The 17,500-nt window shown below is 65.3% G+C and carries 21 protein-coding genes; 16 read left to right on the forward strand and 5 right to left on the reverse strand.

Translation table 11 applies throughout. The features are described from left to right. Nucleotides 1-31: 31 nt before the first annotated feature. The gene (locus FJV43_RS04410; protein WP_200455919.1) at nt 32-478 is read right to left on the reverse strand and encodes a carbon monoxide dehydrogenase subunit G; all 447 of its coding nucleotides are present in this window, start codon (nt 476-478) and stop codon (nt 32-34) included. A 171-nt stretch (nt 479-649) separates the two neighbouring features. Between FJV43_RS04410 and FJV43_RS04415 the strand changes: the two genes are divergently transcribed. From FJV43_RS04415 to FJV43_RS04425, 3 genes are all read left to right on the forward strand, one after another. Continuing rightward, entirely contained in the window at nt 650-2,005 is a 1,356-nt protein-coding gene (locus FJV43_RS04415; protein ID WP_239624910.1) for a 3-carboxy-cis,cis-muconate cycloisomerase, read from the forward strand. A 27-nt stretch (nt 2,006-2,032) separates the two neighbouring features. Then, complete coding sequence (pcaD, locus tag FJV43_RS04420) at nt 2,033-2,815, forward strand: 3-oxoadipate enol-lactonase (RefSeq protein WP_239624912.1); 783 nt, start codon at nt 2,033-2,035, stop codon at nt 2,813-2,815. Between the two features lie 108 nt (nt 2,816-2,923). Further along, a complete protein-coding gene (locus FJV43_RS04425; protein WP_212288797.1) occupies nt 2,924-3,316 on the forward strand; it encodes a carboxymuconolactone decarboxylase family protein in 393 nt (130 codons plus the stop codon). Here the strand turns inward: FJV43_RS04425 and FJV43_RS04430 are convergent. Beyond that, nucleotides 3,278-3,832, reverse strand: coding sequence for a hypothetical protein (locus FJV43_RS04430; RefSeq protein ID WP_239624913.1), 555 nt, complete (start codon nt 3,830-3,832; stop codon nt 3,278-3,280). The two genes, FJV43_RS04425 and FJV43_RS04430, sit on opposite strands and share 39 nt — an antisense overlap. A gap of 201 nt (nt 3,833-4,033) precedes the next feature. Then, a complete protein-coding gene (locus FJV43_RS04435; protein ID WP_239624915.1) occupies nt 4,034-4,219 on the reverse strand; it encodes a hypothetical protein in 186 nt (61 codons plus the stop codon). A 290-nt stretch (nt 4,220-4,509) separates the two neighbouring features. Here FJV43_RS04435 and FJV43_RS04440 point away from each other — a divergent pair, with 290 nt between their 5' ends. The 5 genes from FJV43_RS04440 (at nt 4,510) to FJV43_RS04460 (ending at nt 9,603) form a co-directional block, all read left to right on the forward strand. Then, nucleotides 4,510-5,427 carry a branched-chain amino acid ABC transporter permease gene (locus FJV43_RS04440; RefSeq protein WP_028179275.1) on the forward strand — a complete coding sequence of 306 codons (918 nt, stop codon included), beginning with the start codon at nt 4,510-4,512 and terminating at the stop codon, nt 5,425-5,427. A 27-nt stretch (nt 5,428-5,454) separates the two neighbouring features. Further along, nucleotides 5,455-6,756 carry a high-affinity branched-chain amino acid ABC transporter permease LivM gene (gene livM, locus FJV43_RS04445; protein WP_239624917.1) on the forward strand — a complete coding sequence of 434 codons (1,302 nt, stop codon included), beginning with the start codon at nt 5,455-5,457 and terminating at the stop codon, nt 6,754-6,756. Beyond that, on the forward strand, nt 6,753-7,586 hold the full coding sequence (locus FJV43_RS04450; RefSeq protein WP_061882922.1) for an ATP-binding cassette domain-containing protein: 834 nt from the start codon (nt 6,753-6,755) through the stop codon (nt 7,584-7,586). Before livM ends, FJV43_RS04450 begins: the two co-directional genes overlap by 4 nt. Beyond that, nucleotides 7,583-8,326: an ABC transporter ATP-binding protein gene (locus FJV43_RS04455; RefSeq protein ID WP_239624919.1), complete on the forward strand. Its 744-nt coding sequence runs from the start codon at nt 7,583-7,585 to the stop codon at nt 8,324-8,326. The genes FJV43_RS04450 and FJV43_RS04455 overlap by 4 nt, the downstream gene beginning before the upstream one ends. 158 nt (nt 8,327-8,484) lie before the next feature. Continuing rightward, the gene (locus tag FJV43_RS04460) at nt 8,485-9,603 is read left to right on the forward strand and encodes a branched-chain amino acid ABC transporter substrate-binding protein (protein WP_061882924.1); all 1,119 of its coding nucleotides are present in this window, start codon (nt 8,485-8,487) and stop codon (nt 9,601-9,603) included. A gap of 82 nt (nt 9,604-9,685) precedes the next feature. Here the strand turns inward: FJV43_RS04460 and FJV43_RS04465 are convergent, their stop codons facing one another. Beyond that, a complete protein-coding gene (locus tag FJV43_RS04465; RefSeq protein WP_239629313.1) occupies nt 9,686-10,072 on the reverse strand; it encodes a response regulator in 387 nt (128 codons plus the stop codon). Nucleotides 10,073-10,310: 238 nt separating this feature from the next. Here FJV43_RS04465 and FJV43_RS04470 point away from each other — a divergent pair, with 238 nt between their 5' ends. Genes FJV43_RS04470 through FJV43_RS04480 form a run of 3 tightly spaced genes read left to right on the forward strand, consistent with a single transcriptional unit; the run spans nt 10,311 to nt 14,463 of the window. Then, on the forward strand, nt 10,311-13,136 hold the full coding sequence (locus FJV43_RS04470) for a PAS domain S-box protein (protein WP_239624920.1): 2,826 nt from the start codon (nt 10,311-10,313) through the stop codon (nt 13,134-13,136). A 58-nt stretch (nt 13,137-13,194) separates the two neighbouring features. Then, a complete protein-coding gene (locus tag FJV43_RS04475; RefSeq protein ID WP_239624922.1) occupies nt 13,195-14,190 on the forward strand; it encodes a P1 family peptidase in 996 nt (331 codons plus the stop codon). Nucleotides 14,191-14,250: 60 nt separating this feature from the next. Beyond that, nucleotides 14,251-14,463, forward strand: a complete 213-nt coding sequence (locus FJV43_RS04480) for a KTSC domain-containing protein (RefSeq protein WP_239624924.1) — start codon at nt 14,251-14,253, stop codon at nt 14,461-14,463. A gap of 13 nt (nt 14,464-14,476) precedes the next feature. On the opposite strand, the gene FJV43_RS04485 is transcribed toward FJV43_RS04480, so the two are convergent. Continuing rightward, nucleotides 14,477-15,262 (reverse strand): EF-hand domain-containing protein, encoded by a 786-nt coding sequence (locus FJV43_RS04485; RefSeq protein ID WP_239624926.1) that lies wholly within the window; start codon nt 15,260-15,262, stop codon nt 14,477-14,479. A 250-nt stretch (nt 15,263-15,512) separates the two neighbouring features. Between FJV43_RS04485 and rpe the strand changes: the two genes are divergently transcribed. The 5 genes from rpe (at nt 15,513) to FJV43_RS04505 (ending at nt 17,482) form a co-directional block, all read left to right on the forward strand. Continuing rightward, the gene (gene rpe / locus FJV43_RS04490) at nt 15,513-16,214 is read left to right on the forward strand and encodes a ribulose-phosphate 3-epimerase (RefSeq protein WP_239624928.1); all 702 of its coding nucleotides are present in this window, start codon (nt 15,513-15,515) and stop codon (nt 16,212-16,214) included. Nucleotides 16,215-16,263: 49 nt separating this feature from the next. Then, a complete protein-coding gene (locus FJV43_RS04495; RefSeq protein WP_239624930.1) occupies nt 16,264-16,824 on the forward strand; it encodes a hypothetical protein in 561 nt (186 codons plus the stop codon). Nucleotides 16,825-16,955: 131 nt separating this feature from the next. Next, complete coding sequence (locus FJV43_RS37135) at nt 16,956-17,090, forward strand: hypothetical protein (protein WP_256456900.1); 135 nt, start codon at nt 16,956-16,958, stop codon at nt 17,088-17,090. A 4-nt stretch (nt 17,091-17,094) separates the two neighbouring features. Further along, entirely contained in the window at nt 17,095-17,274 is a 180-nt protein-coding gene (locus tag FJV43_RS04500) for a hypothetical protein (RefSeq protein WP_239624932.1), read from the forward strand. A 10-nt stretch (nt 17,275-17,284) separates the two neighbouring features. Beyond that, complete coding sequence (locus FJV43_RS04505; protein WP_239624933.1) at nt 17,285-17,482, forward strand: hypothetical protein; 198 nt, start codon at nt 17,285-17,287, stop codon at nt 17,480-17,482. Nucleotides 17,483-17,500 lie beyond the last annotated feature (18 nt).

Below are 17,500 nucleotides of genomic sequence, written 5' to 3' on the forward strand. Positions count from 1 at the left end.
ACGCAAGGCGCCATGCCGAAAGCGATAGGTGTCAGCTTTGTACCGCCTTGGCGAAGTTCGCGAAAAATTCGTCGGCCAGTTTCTTGGCGGCGCCGTTGATCAGGCGCTGGCCGAGCTGCGCCAACTTGCCGCCGATCTGCGCCTCGACGTCGTACGACAGCAGCGTGCCGCCGTCCTTCTCCGCGAGCTTGACCACCGCGCCGCCCTTGGCGAATCCGGCCACCCCGCCCTCGCCCTCACCGGAGATCTTGTAACCGTTCGGCGGGTCGAGATCGGACAACGTGACCTTGCCCTTGAAGCGCGCCGACACCGGGCCGACCTTCATTTTAGCCGTTGCGCGGAAGCCGCCATCGTCGGTCTTCTCCAGCTCTTCGCAGCCGGGGATGCAGGCCTTGAGCACCTCGGGGTCGTTGAGCTTGGCCCACACGGCCTCGCGCGGCGCCGCAAGCTGGACTTCGCCGTTCATCGTCATGGCCATGAGGTGCCTCCCGGATCGGACAACTATAGTGCTGATCAAGTAACGCAGCGGCGCGGCAAAGGAAAGGGCGGGGCCGGGTCACGTGCAATGCATATTCGCAACTGCAAAAAAACGTGTGGGGCCGGTAGGGGATTGGCACAGCCGGGCCATGATGATTAGGTCGCGCGCAACATGAGCACATCCCTCTCCCCCCTGCTCGCGCCGATGCTGTCGAGCGCCGCCATGCGCGCGGTCTGCGACGACCGGTCTACCCTGCAGAACATGCTCGATTTCGAGGCAGCCCTGGCACGCGCCGAGGCCGCCACGGCTGTGATTCCGGCATCCGCCATCGGCCCGATCGAGGCCGCGTGCAAGGCCGATTCCTTCGACATGGCCGCACTGGCCGAGGCCGCGACGCGATCGGGAAATCTCGCGATTCCCCTGGTCAAGACGCTGACCGCCAATGTCGGCAAGACCGACGCGGAGGCCGCGCGCTACGTGCATTGGGGCGCGACCAGCCAGGACGTCATCGACACCGCGACCATGCTGACGCTTCGTGCCGGCATCGATGCGTTGGATGTCGACCTCAGCCGCGCCATCAAGGGCTTTGCCGCACTGGCGCGCAGCCATCGCAACACCGCGATGGTGGCGCGGACCTGGCTCCAGCATGCGCTGCCGATGCCGTTCGGGCTGAAGGCGGCCGAATATGCCGCGAGCCTTGCCCGCGCCCGCTGCCGCCTGCGGCGGCTCTCCCGCGAGGGCCTCGCGCTGCAATTCGGCGGCGCCGCCGGCACCCTCGCCGCGCTCGGCGACAAGGGGATCGCTGTTGCCGAACGGCTGGCGCAGGAGCTCGGTCTGCCGCTGCCGGAGGCGCCCTGGCACACCCATCGCGACCGCATCGCCGAGGCTGCATCCTGCCTCGCAATTCTCGCCGGCAGCTGCGGCAAGATCGCGCGCGACGTCTCGCTGATGATGCAGACCGACGTCGCCGAAGCGTTCGAGCCCGCCGGCGAAGGCCGCGGCGGCTCCTCGACCATGCCGCACAAGCGCAACCCGGTCGCCGCTGCGACCGCGCTGGGCGCCGCCACCATGGCCCCGCAGCTCGCCGCGACGATTTTCGCCGCGCAGGTGCAGGACCACGAGCGCAGCGCCGGCCCCTGGCACGCGGAATGGCCGACGCTGCCACAACTGATGCTGGTCACCTCCGGCGCGCTTGCGGCCATCGTCGACATCGCCGAAGGCCTCGAGGTCGATGCGGTGCGCATGCGCAGCAATCTCGATGCGACGCAGGGGCTGATCATGGCCGAAGCGGTCACCTTCGCGCTGGCCGAAAAGATCGGCAAGAGCGATGCGCATCATCTGATCGAGACCGCGAGCAAGCGCGCGGTCGCCGAGAGGAAGCATTTGCGCGAGGTGCTGTCGGCCGATTCGCAGGTCAACGCGCACCTCTCTCCGGAAAAAATTGCGGCATTGTTCGAGCCGATGGCCTATCAAGGAGCCTCCCAAGCCCTGATCGACCGGCTGCTCGACAGCCTCGACCGCGAATAAGAACCGCAAATACGACGGAGACGCCGCATGCCCATGATCGATGCCGACGGTTGCCTGCTCAACGTCTCCGTCGAGGGCCGCGACGGCGGGCCCACCCTGATGCTATCCAACTCGCTGGGCTGCACGCTGCAGATGTGGGAGCCGCAGATGAAGGCGCTGACGCAGGTGTTCCGCGTCATCCGCTACGACCGCCGCGGCCATGGTAAGTCCAGCGTCCCGCCCGGCCCCTACACGATGGAGCGTTTCGGCCGCGACGTGCTGGCGATCCTCGACGATCTCAACATCGAGAAGGTGCATTGGTGCGGCCTGTCGATGGGCGGCATGGTCGGGCAATGGCTCGGCGCCAACGCGCCTGAAAGGTTCGGCAAGCTCATCCTTGCCAATACGTCCTGCTACTATCCCGATCCTACAAACTGGCATAACCGCATCAAGGCGGTGAAGGAGGGCGGCATCACCGCCGTCGCCGATGCCGTGATCGCGGGCTGGCTGACCCAGGATTTCCGTGAACGCGAGCCGGAGATCACCGCGAAGATGAAATCGATGCTGCTCGCCTCGCCGGTCGAGGGTTATCTTGCCTGCTGCGAGGCGCTGTCGACGCTCGATCAGCGCGAGCTGCTGCCCAGGATCAAGAGCCCGACGCTGGTGATCGCCGGTCGCCACGACGTGGCGACGCCGATCTCGGCGGCCGAGTTGATCCGCTCGAACATTCCGGGCGCGAGCATGACCATCATCGACGCCGCGCACATTTCCAACGTCGAGCAGCCGCACGCATTCACGGATGCGGTGGTGGGCTTTTTGACGCAGCGTTAACCGCAGCCGTCATTGCGAGGAGCGTAGCGACGAAGCAATCCAGACTCTCTCCTCGGACACATTTTCTGAATTGCTTCGCTGCGCTCGCATGACGAAGGAGGAAACATCATGGACGACCAGAAGCGCCGCGATGCCGGCATGAACGTGCGCCGAAAAGTGCTCGGCAATGCCTGGGTCGACAAGTCGATCGCGAACCGCAACGCGTTCAACACCGACTTCCAGGACATGATCACGCGCTATGCCTGGGGCGAGATCTGGACGCGGCCGCATTTCGACGAGCGCACACGGCGCGTGCTGGTGATCGGCACCATGGTCGCGCTCGGGCAATGGGACGAATTCCGCCTGCACGTGCGCGCTGCGCTCGCCGAGGGTGGCTTCACGCCTGACGACATCAAGGAAATCCTGCTTCAGCAGGCGATCTATTGCGGCGTGCCGGCGGTGAACCACGCCGTCAAGGAAGCCTCAGCGATTGTGCAGGAGCTCGGCCTGCTCAAGACCTAGCGGCTCAAGGCCTAGCGGCTCAAGGCTTGGCGTCGCGGCGATCTCCGACGTCTTCGGCGCTGCCGCCGGCTTCTCGATCACCACCACGATCGCGGCACCGAGCAAGAGCAGGAGCTCGGTGGCATGCAGCCGGAGCGCGGCCATCTCGCCGACCTTCGAGGCCATCACCATGCTGGCAAACGAGATCAGGCTGCCGATCGCCAGCGCGATGCCGAGCGCCTCGTCGCAGCCGCCGTTCTTGCGGATTCGGGGAACGGACAGCAGCACAAGGAAGATCGCAAAGAACGCCACGACCGTCAGCCGGCCCAGCGCAAGCAGCCAGGCGGCGCGCACCGTGTCCATCCCCGCCATCTGGAGATGGTCGCTCAGGAACAGCGCGACCGCAACGCTCGGGCGCTCGTAGAGGCCGTGCACCGGGGCGACAATGATGTTGAAGGCAACCATCGCCCAGGCCGGAATGAAATAGGCCGCCAGCAGCGCGCCGTTGACCGAACCGATCCGCCAATTCCCGAACATGCCGCTTCCCGCCTGTTTGCCGGCCTTCGACGAAAAGGCCGCGGCTTCGCCGAGCTAACTCGCATCAGACCGTGGCGGCAATTTAAACTCTCTGTTTACCTTAACTGCCCTGGGGACGGGGAACTGTCCCAGGGACCTGGGCGGCAAAAGGAAAGCCCCGCCTCTCGGCAGGGCCTCCTCACTCCTGGGCTCCCAAACTCGCTATTCCTGATCGCGCTGGCCGCCCTGTTGCTGGCCTGGACGCTCACCTTGGCGCATCGGATCGTTCTGCTGCTGCTGTCCGGGTTTCTGGCCGCCGCCCTGCTGCTGCCCGGGCTGTTGACCGGGGCGCTGCTGGCCGGGGTTCTGACTCTGCTGGCCCGGATTCTGATTCTGCTGCTTCGTCATTTCGGGAAACTCCCTTGTTGGACGTCAGAGCCGAGACAACGGCGGGCATCCACTTTGGTTGCCTGAGGGAACCCGGTTCCTCGCAGTTGAGGAACCGGAAAAGACGACAGTCGTAACGAAATGACCATTGTACAAGCCCGTCTGCCGCGGCTTCGCTAGTTGCAGCCGCCAGTTCCCTCCTGTTACAAAACCCGAAGAATGCTCAAGGGCTGCCGGGGCCCGAGAAGAAACTCAAGACTCTCTCTCGAATAGCTCCCTTTGAGCGGCGTCAGGTTTGGTAACGGCAGCCCATGGATTATTTCGCCCAGCAGCTCATCAACGGTCTCGTCCTGGGCTCGATCTACGGCCTGATCGCGATCGGCTACACGATGGTCTACGGCATCGTCGGCATGATCAACTTCGCCCATGGCGACGTCTTCATGATCGGCGGCTTCATCGCACTCATCACCTTCGTGATCCTGATCTCGCTCGGGCTGACCGCCATCCCCGTGATCCTGCTCGTCGTGCTGCTGGTCTCGATGGCGATCACCGCGCTCTATGGCTGGACCATCGAGCGAATCGCCTACCGGCCGCTGCGCCATTCCTTCCGTCTCGCCCCGATGCTGTCGGCGATCGGCATGTCCTTCGTGCTCACCAACTATTCGCAGGTGGCGCAAGGCGCGCGCGTCAAGCCGATCCCGCCCTTCATCACCGGCGGCTACACGCTGCATGAGAGCGCGGACGGCTTCGTGATCCAGCTCTCCAACATCCAGATCATGGTGGTCGTCACGACCATCGTGCTGCTGGCGATCTTCACCTGGCTGGTCTCCCGCACCCGGCTCGGACGCGACATGCGCGCCTGCGAGCAGGACCAGACCATGGCGGCCCTGCTTGGCGTCAACGTCGACCGCACCATCTCCATGACCTTCGTGATCGGCGCCGCGCTCGCTGCGGTGGCCGGCCTGATGTACCTGCTCTATTACGGCCTCGTCGACTTCTTCATGGGCTTCGTCGCCGGCATCAAGGCGTTCACCGCTGCCGTGCTCGGCGGCATCGGCTCATTGCCCGGCGCCATGCTCGGAGGGCTTGCGATCGGCCTGATCGAGACGTTCTGGTCGGCCTATTTCTCGGTCGAATACAAGGACGTCGCGGCGTTCTCGATCCTGATCGTCGTGCTGATCTTCATGCCGACCGGCCTGCTCGGTCGTCCCGAAGTCGAAAAAGTCTGACGGTCACGCGTGGCAGCTCCCTCGACCATGACGGCAAAACCCGCAACAGGCCTCACCTCCCTCCTGAAGACGGCCTTCATCAACGCGCTGATCGCGCTGGTGCTGTTCTCGTTGATGGTCGGTATCCGCACCGAGGCGGGCTCCGACGGCCAGCTCACCTACTGGACGCGCTTCGGCGAACTCGCCTCCCTCGTCGGGGCGGTGTTCGGCGGCTCGATCGTGATCGAGCTGCTGCGGCAATGGATCGGCCCGACCGGCGCCGAGAAGCTGGTGCCGCCGGCGGTGCAGAGCGGCATGTCCTTCATCGGCCGCTACCTCGCGCCGGCACTTCTGGTCTTTACGGTGCTGGTGCCCGTCATCTTCTATGACCAGCGTTACATCCTCGACCTCGCGATCCTCGTGCTCACCTATGTGATGCTGGGCTGGGGGTTGAACGTCGTGGTCGGGCTCGCCGGCCTGCTCGATCTTGGCTACGTCGCCTTCTATGCGGTCGGCGCCTATTCCTACGGACTGCTCGCCACCAATTTCGGCTGGTCGTTCTGGATCTGCCTGCCGCTCGCCGGCATCCTCGCCGCGTTCTGGGGCGTGCTGCTCGGCTTCCCCGTGCTCCGCCTGCGCGGCGACTACCTCGCCATCGTGACGCTCGCCTTCGGCGAGATCATCCGCCTCGTCATCATCAACTGGCAGGAGCTGACCGGCGGTCCGAACGGCGTCTCCGGCATTCCACGCCCCTCCTTCTTCGGCATCCCGCTCGACAACAGCGACGAAGGGCTCGCCGCAAGGCTCGGCATCGAGTACTCGCCGACCCACCGCATCGTCTTCCTGTTCTACCTGATCCTGGCGCTGGCGCTCCTCACCAACTGGGTGACGATCCGGCTGCGCCGCCTGCCGATCGGGCGGGCCTGGGAGGCCTTGCGCGAGGACGAAGTCGCCTGCCGTGCGCTCGGCATCAACACCACGACCACCAAGCTCACGGCGTTCGCGACCGGCGCCATGTTCGGCGGCTTCGCTGGCGCGTTCTTCGCCACCCGCCAGGGCTTTATCAGCCCGGAATCCTTCACCTTCCAGGAATCGGCGCTGGTGCTCGCCATCGTCGTTCTCGGCGGCATGGGCTCGCAGCTCGGCGTGGCGCTTGCCGCGCTCGCCATGATCGGCGGCTTCGAGCTGTTCCGCGGCCTCGAGACCTACCGCATGCTCGTGTTCGGCATGTCGATGGTGCTGATCATGATCTGGCGGCCGCGCGGTCTGATCGGCCATCGCGCACCCACCGTGTATCTGACCAAGGCGGAGGCGATCTCGTCCGACCTCGTCAAGGAAGGGCACGGATGAGCGCCGACCAGATTCTGAGCGTCGACCGGCTCGTCATGCGCTTCGGCGGCATCGTTGCCGTGCAGGACCTGTCATTCTCGGCGGAGCGGAAGAAGATCACCGCGCTGATCGGGCCGAACGGCGCCGGCAAGACCACGGTCTTCAACTGCATCACCGGGTTCTACAAGCCGAGCGGCGGCACCATTCGCCTCACCCACGACGACGGCAGGGTGATGGCGCTGGAGCGGCTGAACGATTTCCGCATCGCCAAGCAGGCCAAGGTCGCGCGTACCTTCCAGAACATCCGCCTGTTTCCCGGCATGACCGCGCTGGAGAACCTGATGGTGGCGCAGCACAACGCGCTGATGCGCGCCTCCGGCTACACCCTTCTCGGTCTCCTCGGCGTTCCCACCTACCGTGACGCCGAAAAGCGTGCGATCGATCTGGCCACCGACTGGCTGAAGCGGGTCAATTTGCTCGACCGCGCCGACGACGCCGCCGGCAATTTCGCCTATGGCGACCAGCGCCGGCTGGAAATCGCCCGCGCAATGTGCACCGAGCCCGCCCTGTTGTGCCTGGACGAACCCGCGGCCGGCCTCAATGCGCGCGAGAGCGCGGCCCTGAGCGAGCTCCTGCTCTCGATCCGGGACGAACTCGGCACCTCGATCCTGCTGATCGAGCACGACATGTCGGTGGTGATGGAAATCTCCGACCACATCGTGGTGATGGACCATGGCGTGAAGATCGCGGAAGGCACGCCGCGCGAGGTCCGCGACGATCCGAAGGTGATCGCCGCCTATCTCGGCGCCGACGAGGACGAGGCCGTGGCCGTGATGGAGAACGGGACGTGACATCGGCGCCCACTCCCCTGCTCGCGATCCACGGTCTTCGCGCCGCCTACGGCAAGATCGAGGCGCTGAAGGGCGTCGACATCGAGATCAATGCCGGCGAGATCGTCGCGCTGATCGGCGCCAACGGCGCCGGCAAGTCGACACTGATGATGACGATCTTCGGCAAGCCGCGCGCCCGCGCCGGCCAGATCCTCTATGAAGGCCGCGACATCACCGACGTTCCCACCCACGAGATCGCGCATTTGCGCATCGCGCAATCGCCGGAGGGCCGCCGCATCTTCCCGCGCATGAGCGTTTCGGAAAATCTTCAGATGGGGGCGGACTCGACCGAATGCACCGACGCCGAGCGCGAGGCGACGCTGCAACGCGTGTTCGCGCTGTTTCCGCGGCTGAAGGAACGCTATGCCCAGCGCGGTGGAACCCTGTCCGGCGGCGAGCAGCAAATGCTGGCCATCGGCCGCGCGCTGATGAGCCGCCCCCGCCTGCTCCTGCTCGACGAGCCATCGCTCGGCCTCGCACCGCTGATCGCACGCCAGATCTTCGATGCGATCCGGACCCTGAACCGGCAGGACGGTCTGACCGTCCTGATCGTCGAGCAGAACGCCAACCATGCGCTCAAGCTCGCCCATCGCGGTTACGTCATGGTCAATGGCCTGATCACTTTGGCCGGGACCGGCACCGAATTGCTGCAGCGCCCGGAGATTCGCGCCGCCTATCTGGAAGGCGGCCGCCACGGCTGACCGAGCCAAGACCGACAAGTGCGGCCGAATGTGGCGAGATATCTCCGCAAATGCCCGTATTTTGCCGGTGACTTCTCCTCGAATTCATTCAAGAATGGCGCCGGTTTGAACCGGGCATGCCCGGCAACTTCCACAGGCGACCACCCGCGAGGTATCTCATGAAATCACTGAAGCTCATCGGTCTGGCATTCGGCGCATCGCTCGCGCTGTCGGGCGCGGCATTCGCGCAGGATGTCACCGTCGCAGTCGCAGGCCCGATGACCGGCGGCGAGTCCGCCTTCGGCCGCCAGATGAAGAACGGCGCCGAGATGGCCGTGGCCGATATCAATGCCGCCGGCGGCGTCAACGGCAAGAAGCTCGCGCTCTCCGTCGAAGACGACGCTTGCGATCCGAAACAGGCGCGCTCGATCGCCGAGAAGATCGCCGGCGCGAAAATCCCGTTCGTGGCCGGGCACTATTGCTCGTCGTCGTCGATCCCGGCTTCGGAAGCCTATGCCGACGGCAACGTGCTCCAGATCACGCCGGCCTCGACCAACCCGCTGTTCACCGAGCGCAAGCTCTGGAACGTGGCGCGCGTCTGCGGCCGTGACGATCAGCAGGGCCTGATCGCCGCGCAGTACATCGCCAAGAACTACAAGGGCAAGAACATCGCGATTCTCAACGACAAGACCACCTACGGCAAGGGTCTTGCCGACGAGACCAAGAAGGCGCTGAACAAGGCCGGCGTCACCGAGAAGATGTACGAGTCGTACAACAAGGGCGACAAGGACTTCAACGCAATCGTCTCCCGCCTGAAGCGCGACAACATCGACCTCGTCTATGTCGGCGGCTATCATCAGGAAAGCGGCCTGATCCTGCGCCAGATGCGGGACCAGGGCCTCAAGACCGTGCTGATGGCCGGCGACGCGCTCGCCGACAAGGAGTACGCCTCGATCACCGGCCCCGCCGGCGAAGGCACGCTGTTCACCTTCGGCCCCGACCCGCGCAACAAGCCGACCGCCAAGAAGATCGTCGAGGCATTCAAGGCCAAGAACATCGACCCCGAGGGCTACACCCTCTACACCTACGCAGCGATGCAGGTGTGGTCGCAGGCGGCCAAGAAGGCCGGCACCACCGACGCCAAGAAGGTCATGGCGGCGATGAAGGCCGGCAAGTGGGACACCGTGATCGGCCCGGTCGAATATGACGCCAAGGGCGACATCAAGCAGATCGACTACGTCGTCTACAAGTGGGACGCCAAGGGCGGCTACGCCGAGATCAGCGGCAACGGCACCTGAGCGCGCTTGCCGGGCCTTTGGGCCGCCATCCAATCATCATCGCGCCCCGGCCTAGCCCGGGGCGTTTCTTCTTGCGGCAGGATCAGACGGCTGCGGCCAGCTTGCCGCCGGCCGCGGCCTGGGCCTTCCGCAAGGCCTGCAGCAGGTCGTTCGGCCGAAACGGCTTTTGCAGGCAGACCACGTTGGCGAGGTGGGGCGATTGGTCCACGAAATCGAGCGCCGTCATCCCGGAGACCGCAATGATGGGGAGCGTCGGTGCACGCTCGCGCAGGGTCGCGATGACGTCGGCGCCGCTGGTGTCGCCGAGAAAAATGTCGACGATCGCCGCGTCAAAGGGGCTTTCCGCGAAGGCCTTCAGCCCCGCCGCGCCGCTTTCGGCCTCCACGACCTCGAAATGATTGACCCGAAGCACGATCGCGACCATCGCACGGACGTCCTTCTGGTCGTCGATGATGAGAACGCGGGGCATGGGGGAACAACTCCCGATATCGAGATCCGAATCGCCAGGTTCGAACCTGGAACCCGCCACGGCGGAGTTGCATTGTGGCATCGCCCCGGTAAAGGGCACCTTACCCAGGCCCCATTCCGTGTTCCCACCGAGATTAAGAAAGCTGTAACCTTCGGTTGAGTCGTGGCCGGTCCTGTTCACGATCCGCGCCCAGAACCGCTACCATGAACGGACTGCCGGCCGAATGAGACTTGCGGAGATGCTCAGACCCGACCAGCCCAAGACCAACCCGCGAGAGGTGGATGTGCCTGCGACGGTCGACCGGAGCACATTTCTCTCGACCCTGCCGGCCACTTCGGCCGACCGCGCCGCAGCGTCGACGATCGTCGGCGTGTCCTCGCTCCTGTTCGCAGCGGCCGTGCCCTTCGCGGGTACCCCGCTCCTGCCGGTACCGGCCTTCGTCGCGAGCTATCAATCGGCGCTCGCCGTGAGCGACATCGTCACGGCGGTGCTGCTGCTGTCGCAGTTTGCGATCTTGCGGACCCGCGCGCTGCTGTGGCTCGCGACCGGCTATCTCTTCACCGCTGCGGCGGCGCTGGTTCATGCCCTCACCTTCCCCGGACTGTTCGCACCCGCCGGGCTCTTCGGCGCGGGCCGGCAGACCACGGTCTGGCTCTACATGATCTGGCACGCCGTCTTTCCGCTGTGCGTGATGGGTTATGCCTGGCTGAAAGAAAAGGACGGTGGCCCCCGGATCCGCGGCGCGGCAAGCCGGGCGATTTACGCCAGCGTGCTCGGCGTCATCGCCGCGGTGGCGGTGTTCGCCTGGATCGTGACCGCGCAGCACGATCTGCTGCCGGTCCTGTTGCGCGACGGCCGGTACACGCCAACCATGATCGGAGTCGTGTCCTTCGTGTGGTCGCTGAGCTTTGCCGCACTGGTCTCGCTCTGGTTCCGCAAGCCGCATACGGTGATCGACGTCTGGCTCATGGTGGTCATGTGCGCCTGGCTGTTCGACATCGCGCTGTCGGCGATCGTCAACGTCGCACGCTTCGATCTCGGCTTCTATGCCGGACGGCTCTACGGTCTCGCTGCGGCGACCTTCGTGCTCGCAGTGCTTCTCATCGAGAATGTCCGCCTCCAGGCACATACGGTGGGCCTCGTCGGCAGGCTGCGGCAGCAATCGGCCTCGGAACGCGACTATTACGGCAAGCGGCTCGCGCTGTACGGCGCGGTCGTCGAGTCGTCCAACGATGCCATCATCACGAAATCGCTCGATGGCATCATCACCGGCTGGAACAAGGCCGCCGAACATCTTTTCGGCTATTCCGCTGCCGAGGCCATCGGCAAGCCGATCGACATCATCGTGCCGCCGGATCTCAAGGGCGAGGTCAGGAGCATCCTCAACCGGATCGCCGGCAATGAGTCGATCGCCCAGCACGAGACGATCCGGATCCGGAAGGACGGAAGCCCGCTCGACGTCGTCCTCAACGTTACGCCGCTGCGGACCGATGAGGGAGAGATCATCGGCGCCTCCAAGATCGCCCACGACATTACCGAAGAGAAGCAGGCGAGAGAGAAGCTGCGCCGGGAGACCGAAGAACGCCAGCGCATCTTCGAGACGTCGCAGGACCTGATCCTGGTCACCGACGGCTATGGCAATTTCGTCCAGGTCAGCCCGAGCGTGAAGAACATTCTCGGCTACGACCCCGAGGACATGGTCGGGCACAGCGCGACCGAGTTCATCCATCCCGACGATCTCGAGAATACGCGGAACGAGATGCGCGCAGCCCGTCGCGGTGCGGTCAAGCGCAGCTTCGAGGCGCGCTACTACCATTACGACGGTCACGAGGTCACGCTGAACTGGATGGGCACCTGGTCCGAGCCGGTGAAGCGCCATTACTTCATCGGCCGCGACCTCACCGACAAGCAGGCCGCCGAAGCCCAGCTCAGGCAGATCCAGAAGATGGACTCGATCGGGCAATTGACCGGCGGCGTCGCCCACGACTTCAACAACGTGCTGACCGTCATCACCGGCACGATCGGCATTCTCGGCGACGCGGTCGCCGACCGGCCCGAGCTTGCCGCCATCACCAAGCTGATCGACGATGCCGCCGAGCGTGGCGCGCAGCTGACCAGGCATCTGCTCGCCTTCGCCCGCAAGCAGCCGCTCCAGCCACGCGAGATCGACGTCAATGCGCTGGCGCTCGAAGCCGCCAAGCTGCTGCATCCGACGCTCGGCGAGCAGATCACCATCATGCCGCAGCTCACCGAGGATGCCTGGCCAACGCTGGTCGACCCCGGCCAGCTGTCCACCGCGATCCTCAATCTCGCGCTGAATGCGCGCGACGCCATGCCCGATGGCGGCACCCTGGTGCTGGAGACCCGCAACATCTTCCTCGACGACGGCTATGCCAGCATGAACCCCGACGTCACTGCCGGCAATTATGTGATGATCGCGGTCAGCGACACCGGCAGCGGGATCCCGGCGGAGCTGATCGACCGGGTGTTCGATCCCTTCTTCACCACCAAGGAGGTCGGCAAGGGCACCGGGCTGGGCTTGAGCATGGTGTTCGGCTTCGTCAAGCAGTCGGGCGGCCACATCAAGATCTACAGCGAGGAAGGCCACGGCACGAGCGTGAAGATCTACCTGCCGCGCTCGAGCGGGGTGCAGGATGCCGAGTTCGAGGCGCTCCAGAACGCGCCCATCGCCGGCGGCGACGAGAAGGTCCTGATCGTCGAGGACGATGCGCTGGTGCGGCAGTATGTCGTGACGCAGGTCAAGAGCCTCGGCTATACCGCGCTCGAGGCTGCCAGCGGCACCGAGGCCCTCAACATCATCGACAGCGACGAGACCATCGACCTGCTCTTCACCGACATCATCATGCCCGGCAACATGAACGGCCGCCAACTTGCCGACGAAGCGGCCCGGCGCCGCCCCGACCTGAAGACGCTGTTCACCTCGGGCTATACCGAAAATGCCATCGTCCATCATGGCCGGCTCGATTCCGGCGTGCTGCTGCTGGCCAAGCCCTACCGCAAGTCCGAGCTCGCCAAGATGCTCAGGACCGCGCTCGCCGGTTGAGCCTGCGGCATCGCTGCGCTATCGCAGACCGCGAAATGCTCTCAACGACGAGGCCGTCTTGAAAAACCTTCTCACCGATATCGCCGGCGTCCGGGTCGGCCATGCCGAGAATACGGAAGTGGCCTCCGGCACGACCGCCATCATTTTCGACCAGCCGGCCGTCGCGGCGATCGACGTCCGCGGCGGCGGCCCAGGTACGCGCGAGGCCTCGCTGCTCGACGTCGCCAATACCGTCGAGCGGATCGATGCGATCGCGCTTTCCGGCGGCTCCGCCTTCGGCCTCGATGCCGGCGGCGGCGTGCAGGCCTGGCTCGCCGAACAGGGCCGCGGCTTCAGGGTCCGGGAGGCCGTGGTCCCCCTCGTTCCGGGCGCGATCGTGTTCGACCTGCTCAACGGCGGCAACAAGGCCTGGGGTCGCTTCTCGCCCTATCGCGATCTCGGCTATGCCGCCGCTGCCTCCGCCGGCACCGACTTCGCACTCGGCAGCGTCGGTGCGGGCCTGGGTGCGACCACCGCCACCTTCAAGGGCGGGATCGGCTCGGCGTCGGCCGTCACGACGAACGGCGTCAAGGTCGCCGCGATCATGGTGGTGAACGCGGTCGGCAGCGTCACCGTGGGCAACGGTCCCTGGTTCTGGGCCGCGCCGTTCGAGGAGAACGGCGAGTTCGGCGGACGGGGCCTGCCGCCCGCGTTCACGCCCGACATGCTGGCGATGCGCATCAAGGGCGGGCCGGCCGCGCGTGAGCGCGAGAACACCACGATCGGCCTCGTCGTCACCGACGCGATCCTGAGCAAGGCGCAGGCCAAGCGGCTCGCGATGATCGCGCAGACCGGATTTGCCCGCGCGATCTATCCGGTGCACGCTCCGCTCGACGGCGACGTGCTGTTTGCCGCGGCCACCTGCGAGAAGCCGATCGAGGCGCTGGTGGAGCTCACCGAGCTCGGCATGGTCGCCGCCAACGTGGTCGCACGCGCGATCGCAAGCGGCGTGTACAATGCGACCGCGCTGCCGTTCCCGGGGGCGCTGCCGGCGTGGAAAGACAAGTTCGGCTAGTCTAGGCGAGAAACGAAACGGCGGACACGGCGTTGTCCCGGCGGACCGAGGTGTTCCGCCATGCCGTCGTCCGTGGTCCGCTTCTTTCGATATGCGCCAGGCACGCGCGAGCTGAAGGTGACTTTCGTCAGCGGAAGGATCTACCTCTACGAGGACGTTCCGCCGGAGGCCGCCGCTGCATTCAGTCAAGCGCGCTCAAAAGGGACGTTCTTCAATCGCGAGATCCGCGACCGTTATGCCTATCGTGACATCACGCACGAATATGCGGGTTAGCCTTGGGGCGCGCTCACACGCTCATCGACATTGATGAAGCCGACCCCGCCGAAGCCTGCGCCTGACGCTGCATCATCTGCCCGAACCAGTCATAAGGCGAATTGCCGCCGCCGTTGGCATTCGAACTGCTGGAGGCACCCGGCACCGTGGTCGACATCTTGAAGCCGTCGGCATAGGTGACGGTGGTGGTGGTCGAGCCGTCGGCATTGGTCGTCGTGGTCGACGTCGAGCCGCCGCCGGATTGCGACGAGGAGTCCGAACCACCGCCCGAGCCGCCGGCACCCTCTGCGTGATGGCCGTGGCCGCCCCGCAGCGCCTTCGTCATCTCTCCGAGATTGATGTCACCATCCGCATTCGCGTCCATCTTCGAGAACACCTCGTCGGCCTTGGCCAGATTGGTGCCGCCCGCGCCGAGGGCGTCCTCGAACTCGGACTTGGTGATCTTGCCATCACCGTCCCCATCGATCTGCGAGAACAGGTCCTTCAGCGCATCCTCGGGACTCTTCGATGCCGAAGACGCCGACCCGGTCGAGGATGAGCTGGTCGCGCCGCTCGTGTCCGTCGACTGGCCCTGTGCCGCGAACAGCGCGTTCATCGTCTCCGGCGAGATCTGCGGATATCTGCCCGAGTTGACCGACGAGGCTGCGCCGCTGGTCGTGCTGCTGCCGCTGTCGATCGCGAACGGGTTGGTCGCGCCTTGCGTCGATCCCGTCTTCTGCGTCGATGAGGACGATTTCGAGTTCGTCAGCGACTGGATCGCGCCGAGCGCACTCGATACCGCACCAAGGGCGAACAACATTGCACAACTCCAACCGATGCGGCATGCCGCGGCCAATGTTCCGGACTGACGTCAGCAAGCGTCGTGCCATCGTGAAAAGCTCAATGAAATCCGCCTCCGCCGCGCTCGGCACCGCCGGGGAGCACCGGCAATTCGTGCCGGCCGCGGCAGAAATTTCCGCCCACAGGAAGCGCGGCTTCCCTGCATTGCCCGCCACGGAGGCCCATGTTAGGCGAGGCCATCTTTCACGGCCGCCACGGGAAAAAGCGCCATGACCCAAGCCTTCGCCCCCCGCCCCCTGGCCATCGCGCCCTCGATCCTGGCCTCGGACTTCTCCAGGCTCGGCGAGGAGGTGCGCGCGGTGGATGCCGCCGGCGCCGACTGGATCCATCTCGACGTGATGGACGGGCACTTCGTTCCGAACATCTCCTACGGTCCCGACATCATCAAGGCGATGCGTCCGCACACGAAGAAGATCTTCGACGCGCATCTGATGATCTCGCCCTGCGATCCCTATCTCGAGGCCTTCGCGAAAGCCGGCTGCGACCACATCACTGTGCATGCGGAGGCCGGTCCGCACCTGCACCGCTCGCTGCAGGCGATCCGCGCGCTCGGCAAGAAGGCCGGCGTCTCGCTCAATCCGGCGACGCCGATCAGCGCGCTCGAATACGTCCTCGACCTCGTCGACCTCGTGCTGGTGATGTCGGTCAATCCCGGCTTCGGCGGCCAGGCTTTCATCCCCTCGGCGATCGGCAAGATCCGCGATATCCGCGCGATGACGGCGGGCCGTCCGATCGACATCGAGGTCGACGGCGGCGTCGGCCCCGACGTTGCCGGCGCGCTCGCGGCGGCCGGCGCCAACGCCTTCGTCGCCGGCACCTCCGTGTTCAGGGGCGGCACGCAGGACGCCTACAAGGCCAACATCGCCGCGATCCGCAACGCCGCGCTGGGAGCCCGCGGCGAGGCCATCTGACCTCCATTCGAGCGCCGAACCGGCCTTATGGCCGCAGCGACCAATGGGAATGGATGAGATCCGTGCCACTCCCTTCCTGGCAGGCTTGTGGCGCCTGCTCGCCGAGACCTTGCAGGACGGGGAGCAGGTGGTCTGGCAGGGCCAGCCCGACGGCGTTGCCCGGATGATCATGTGGCGATTGCTGTGGTGGATCGGATTCCCCTGGCTGTTGCTGACCGCCGTCGCCGCCGGGAACGATTGGATCGACCAAGCGGCCCAACCTCTCATGATGGTTGGCGTCGCGATGGTTGCGGCTCCGCTGGTGATGCTGCTGCACGACCTGCAGACGCTCTATGTGATCACCGATCGCCGCGCGCTGATCCTGCGAACGGCCTGGGGCAGACGGACCGTCAGCCAGACGCCGTTCCGGGCGATGGACACTGCGTTCGAAATCCTCGACATCGGCGGCGGCGCCGGCCACCTCAACTTCGCGTCAGGGCGATCGACCCGTTCGCCCGATACCGACTACACCGGCCGCTACGGGTTTCGCTGTGTTCGAAACGCTCCGCGCATCCGGGATATCCTCGAGGGCGCACGCGCCGGAAAAGTGCGGCGGTCGCCCGCGCAATAAACGGGGGCGCCTCCAGGCGCTGCAGTGGGCAATTGCTGAAAATTGCAACCTCGTTCCGTACTCCTCCGGACTTCCCTGATTCGCGCAAATCACTGCTAGTGGTTCCTGCCTGTTTTTCACGGGAGCACATCATGACGACGACCCTGGTCTGGACTGGCGTGGCGTTGTGGCTTGGTTTCAGTGCGTTTATTCTGTTCGGTCCTTCGACCGGACCGGTGCAAGTCCCGGCACGTTCGGCGCGCAGCGTCCGTCGCAACCGGATCTGACACCGTGCAATTCGCGCTCGTGAAGCGCCAGCCGAAGCGCAGGTGCCGTATCCCGCGTCGTCCGCATCCGGGCCTCGACTACTTCTTCGGTCGGCTCGAACTTGCCGAAGGCGAGATGCGGGACGATCCGGGAGAGGAAGCGGCAGACCTGGACTACCCGCTCCGGTCGCCGAACCGGCATTGAAGATTCTGGATTGGACTCGATACTGATGAAGCCGCATTGCCCGAACTGCCTGAAGGAAATGACCAAGGCGTCCGCGTCGCGTAACCTGTTCAGTTGCGAGCCTTGCCGCGAGATCATCCAGTATTTTGGCGGCGGCGCGGATCACGGCGAACCCGGCCCGCAATTCTCCTGGCCCATCCGCCGCAAGCGCTCCGTCCACGCGGCCTGATCCAAGCCCGCAACACGC

It is taken from the genome of Bradyrhizobium sp. I71, assembly GCF_022354745.1.
GTDB classification, from domain to species: Bacteria; Pseudomonadota; Alphaproteobacteria; order Rhizobiales; family Xanthobacteraceae; genus Bradyrhizobium; species Bradyrhizobium liaoningense.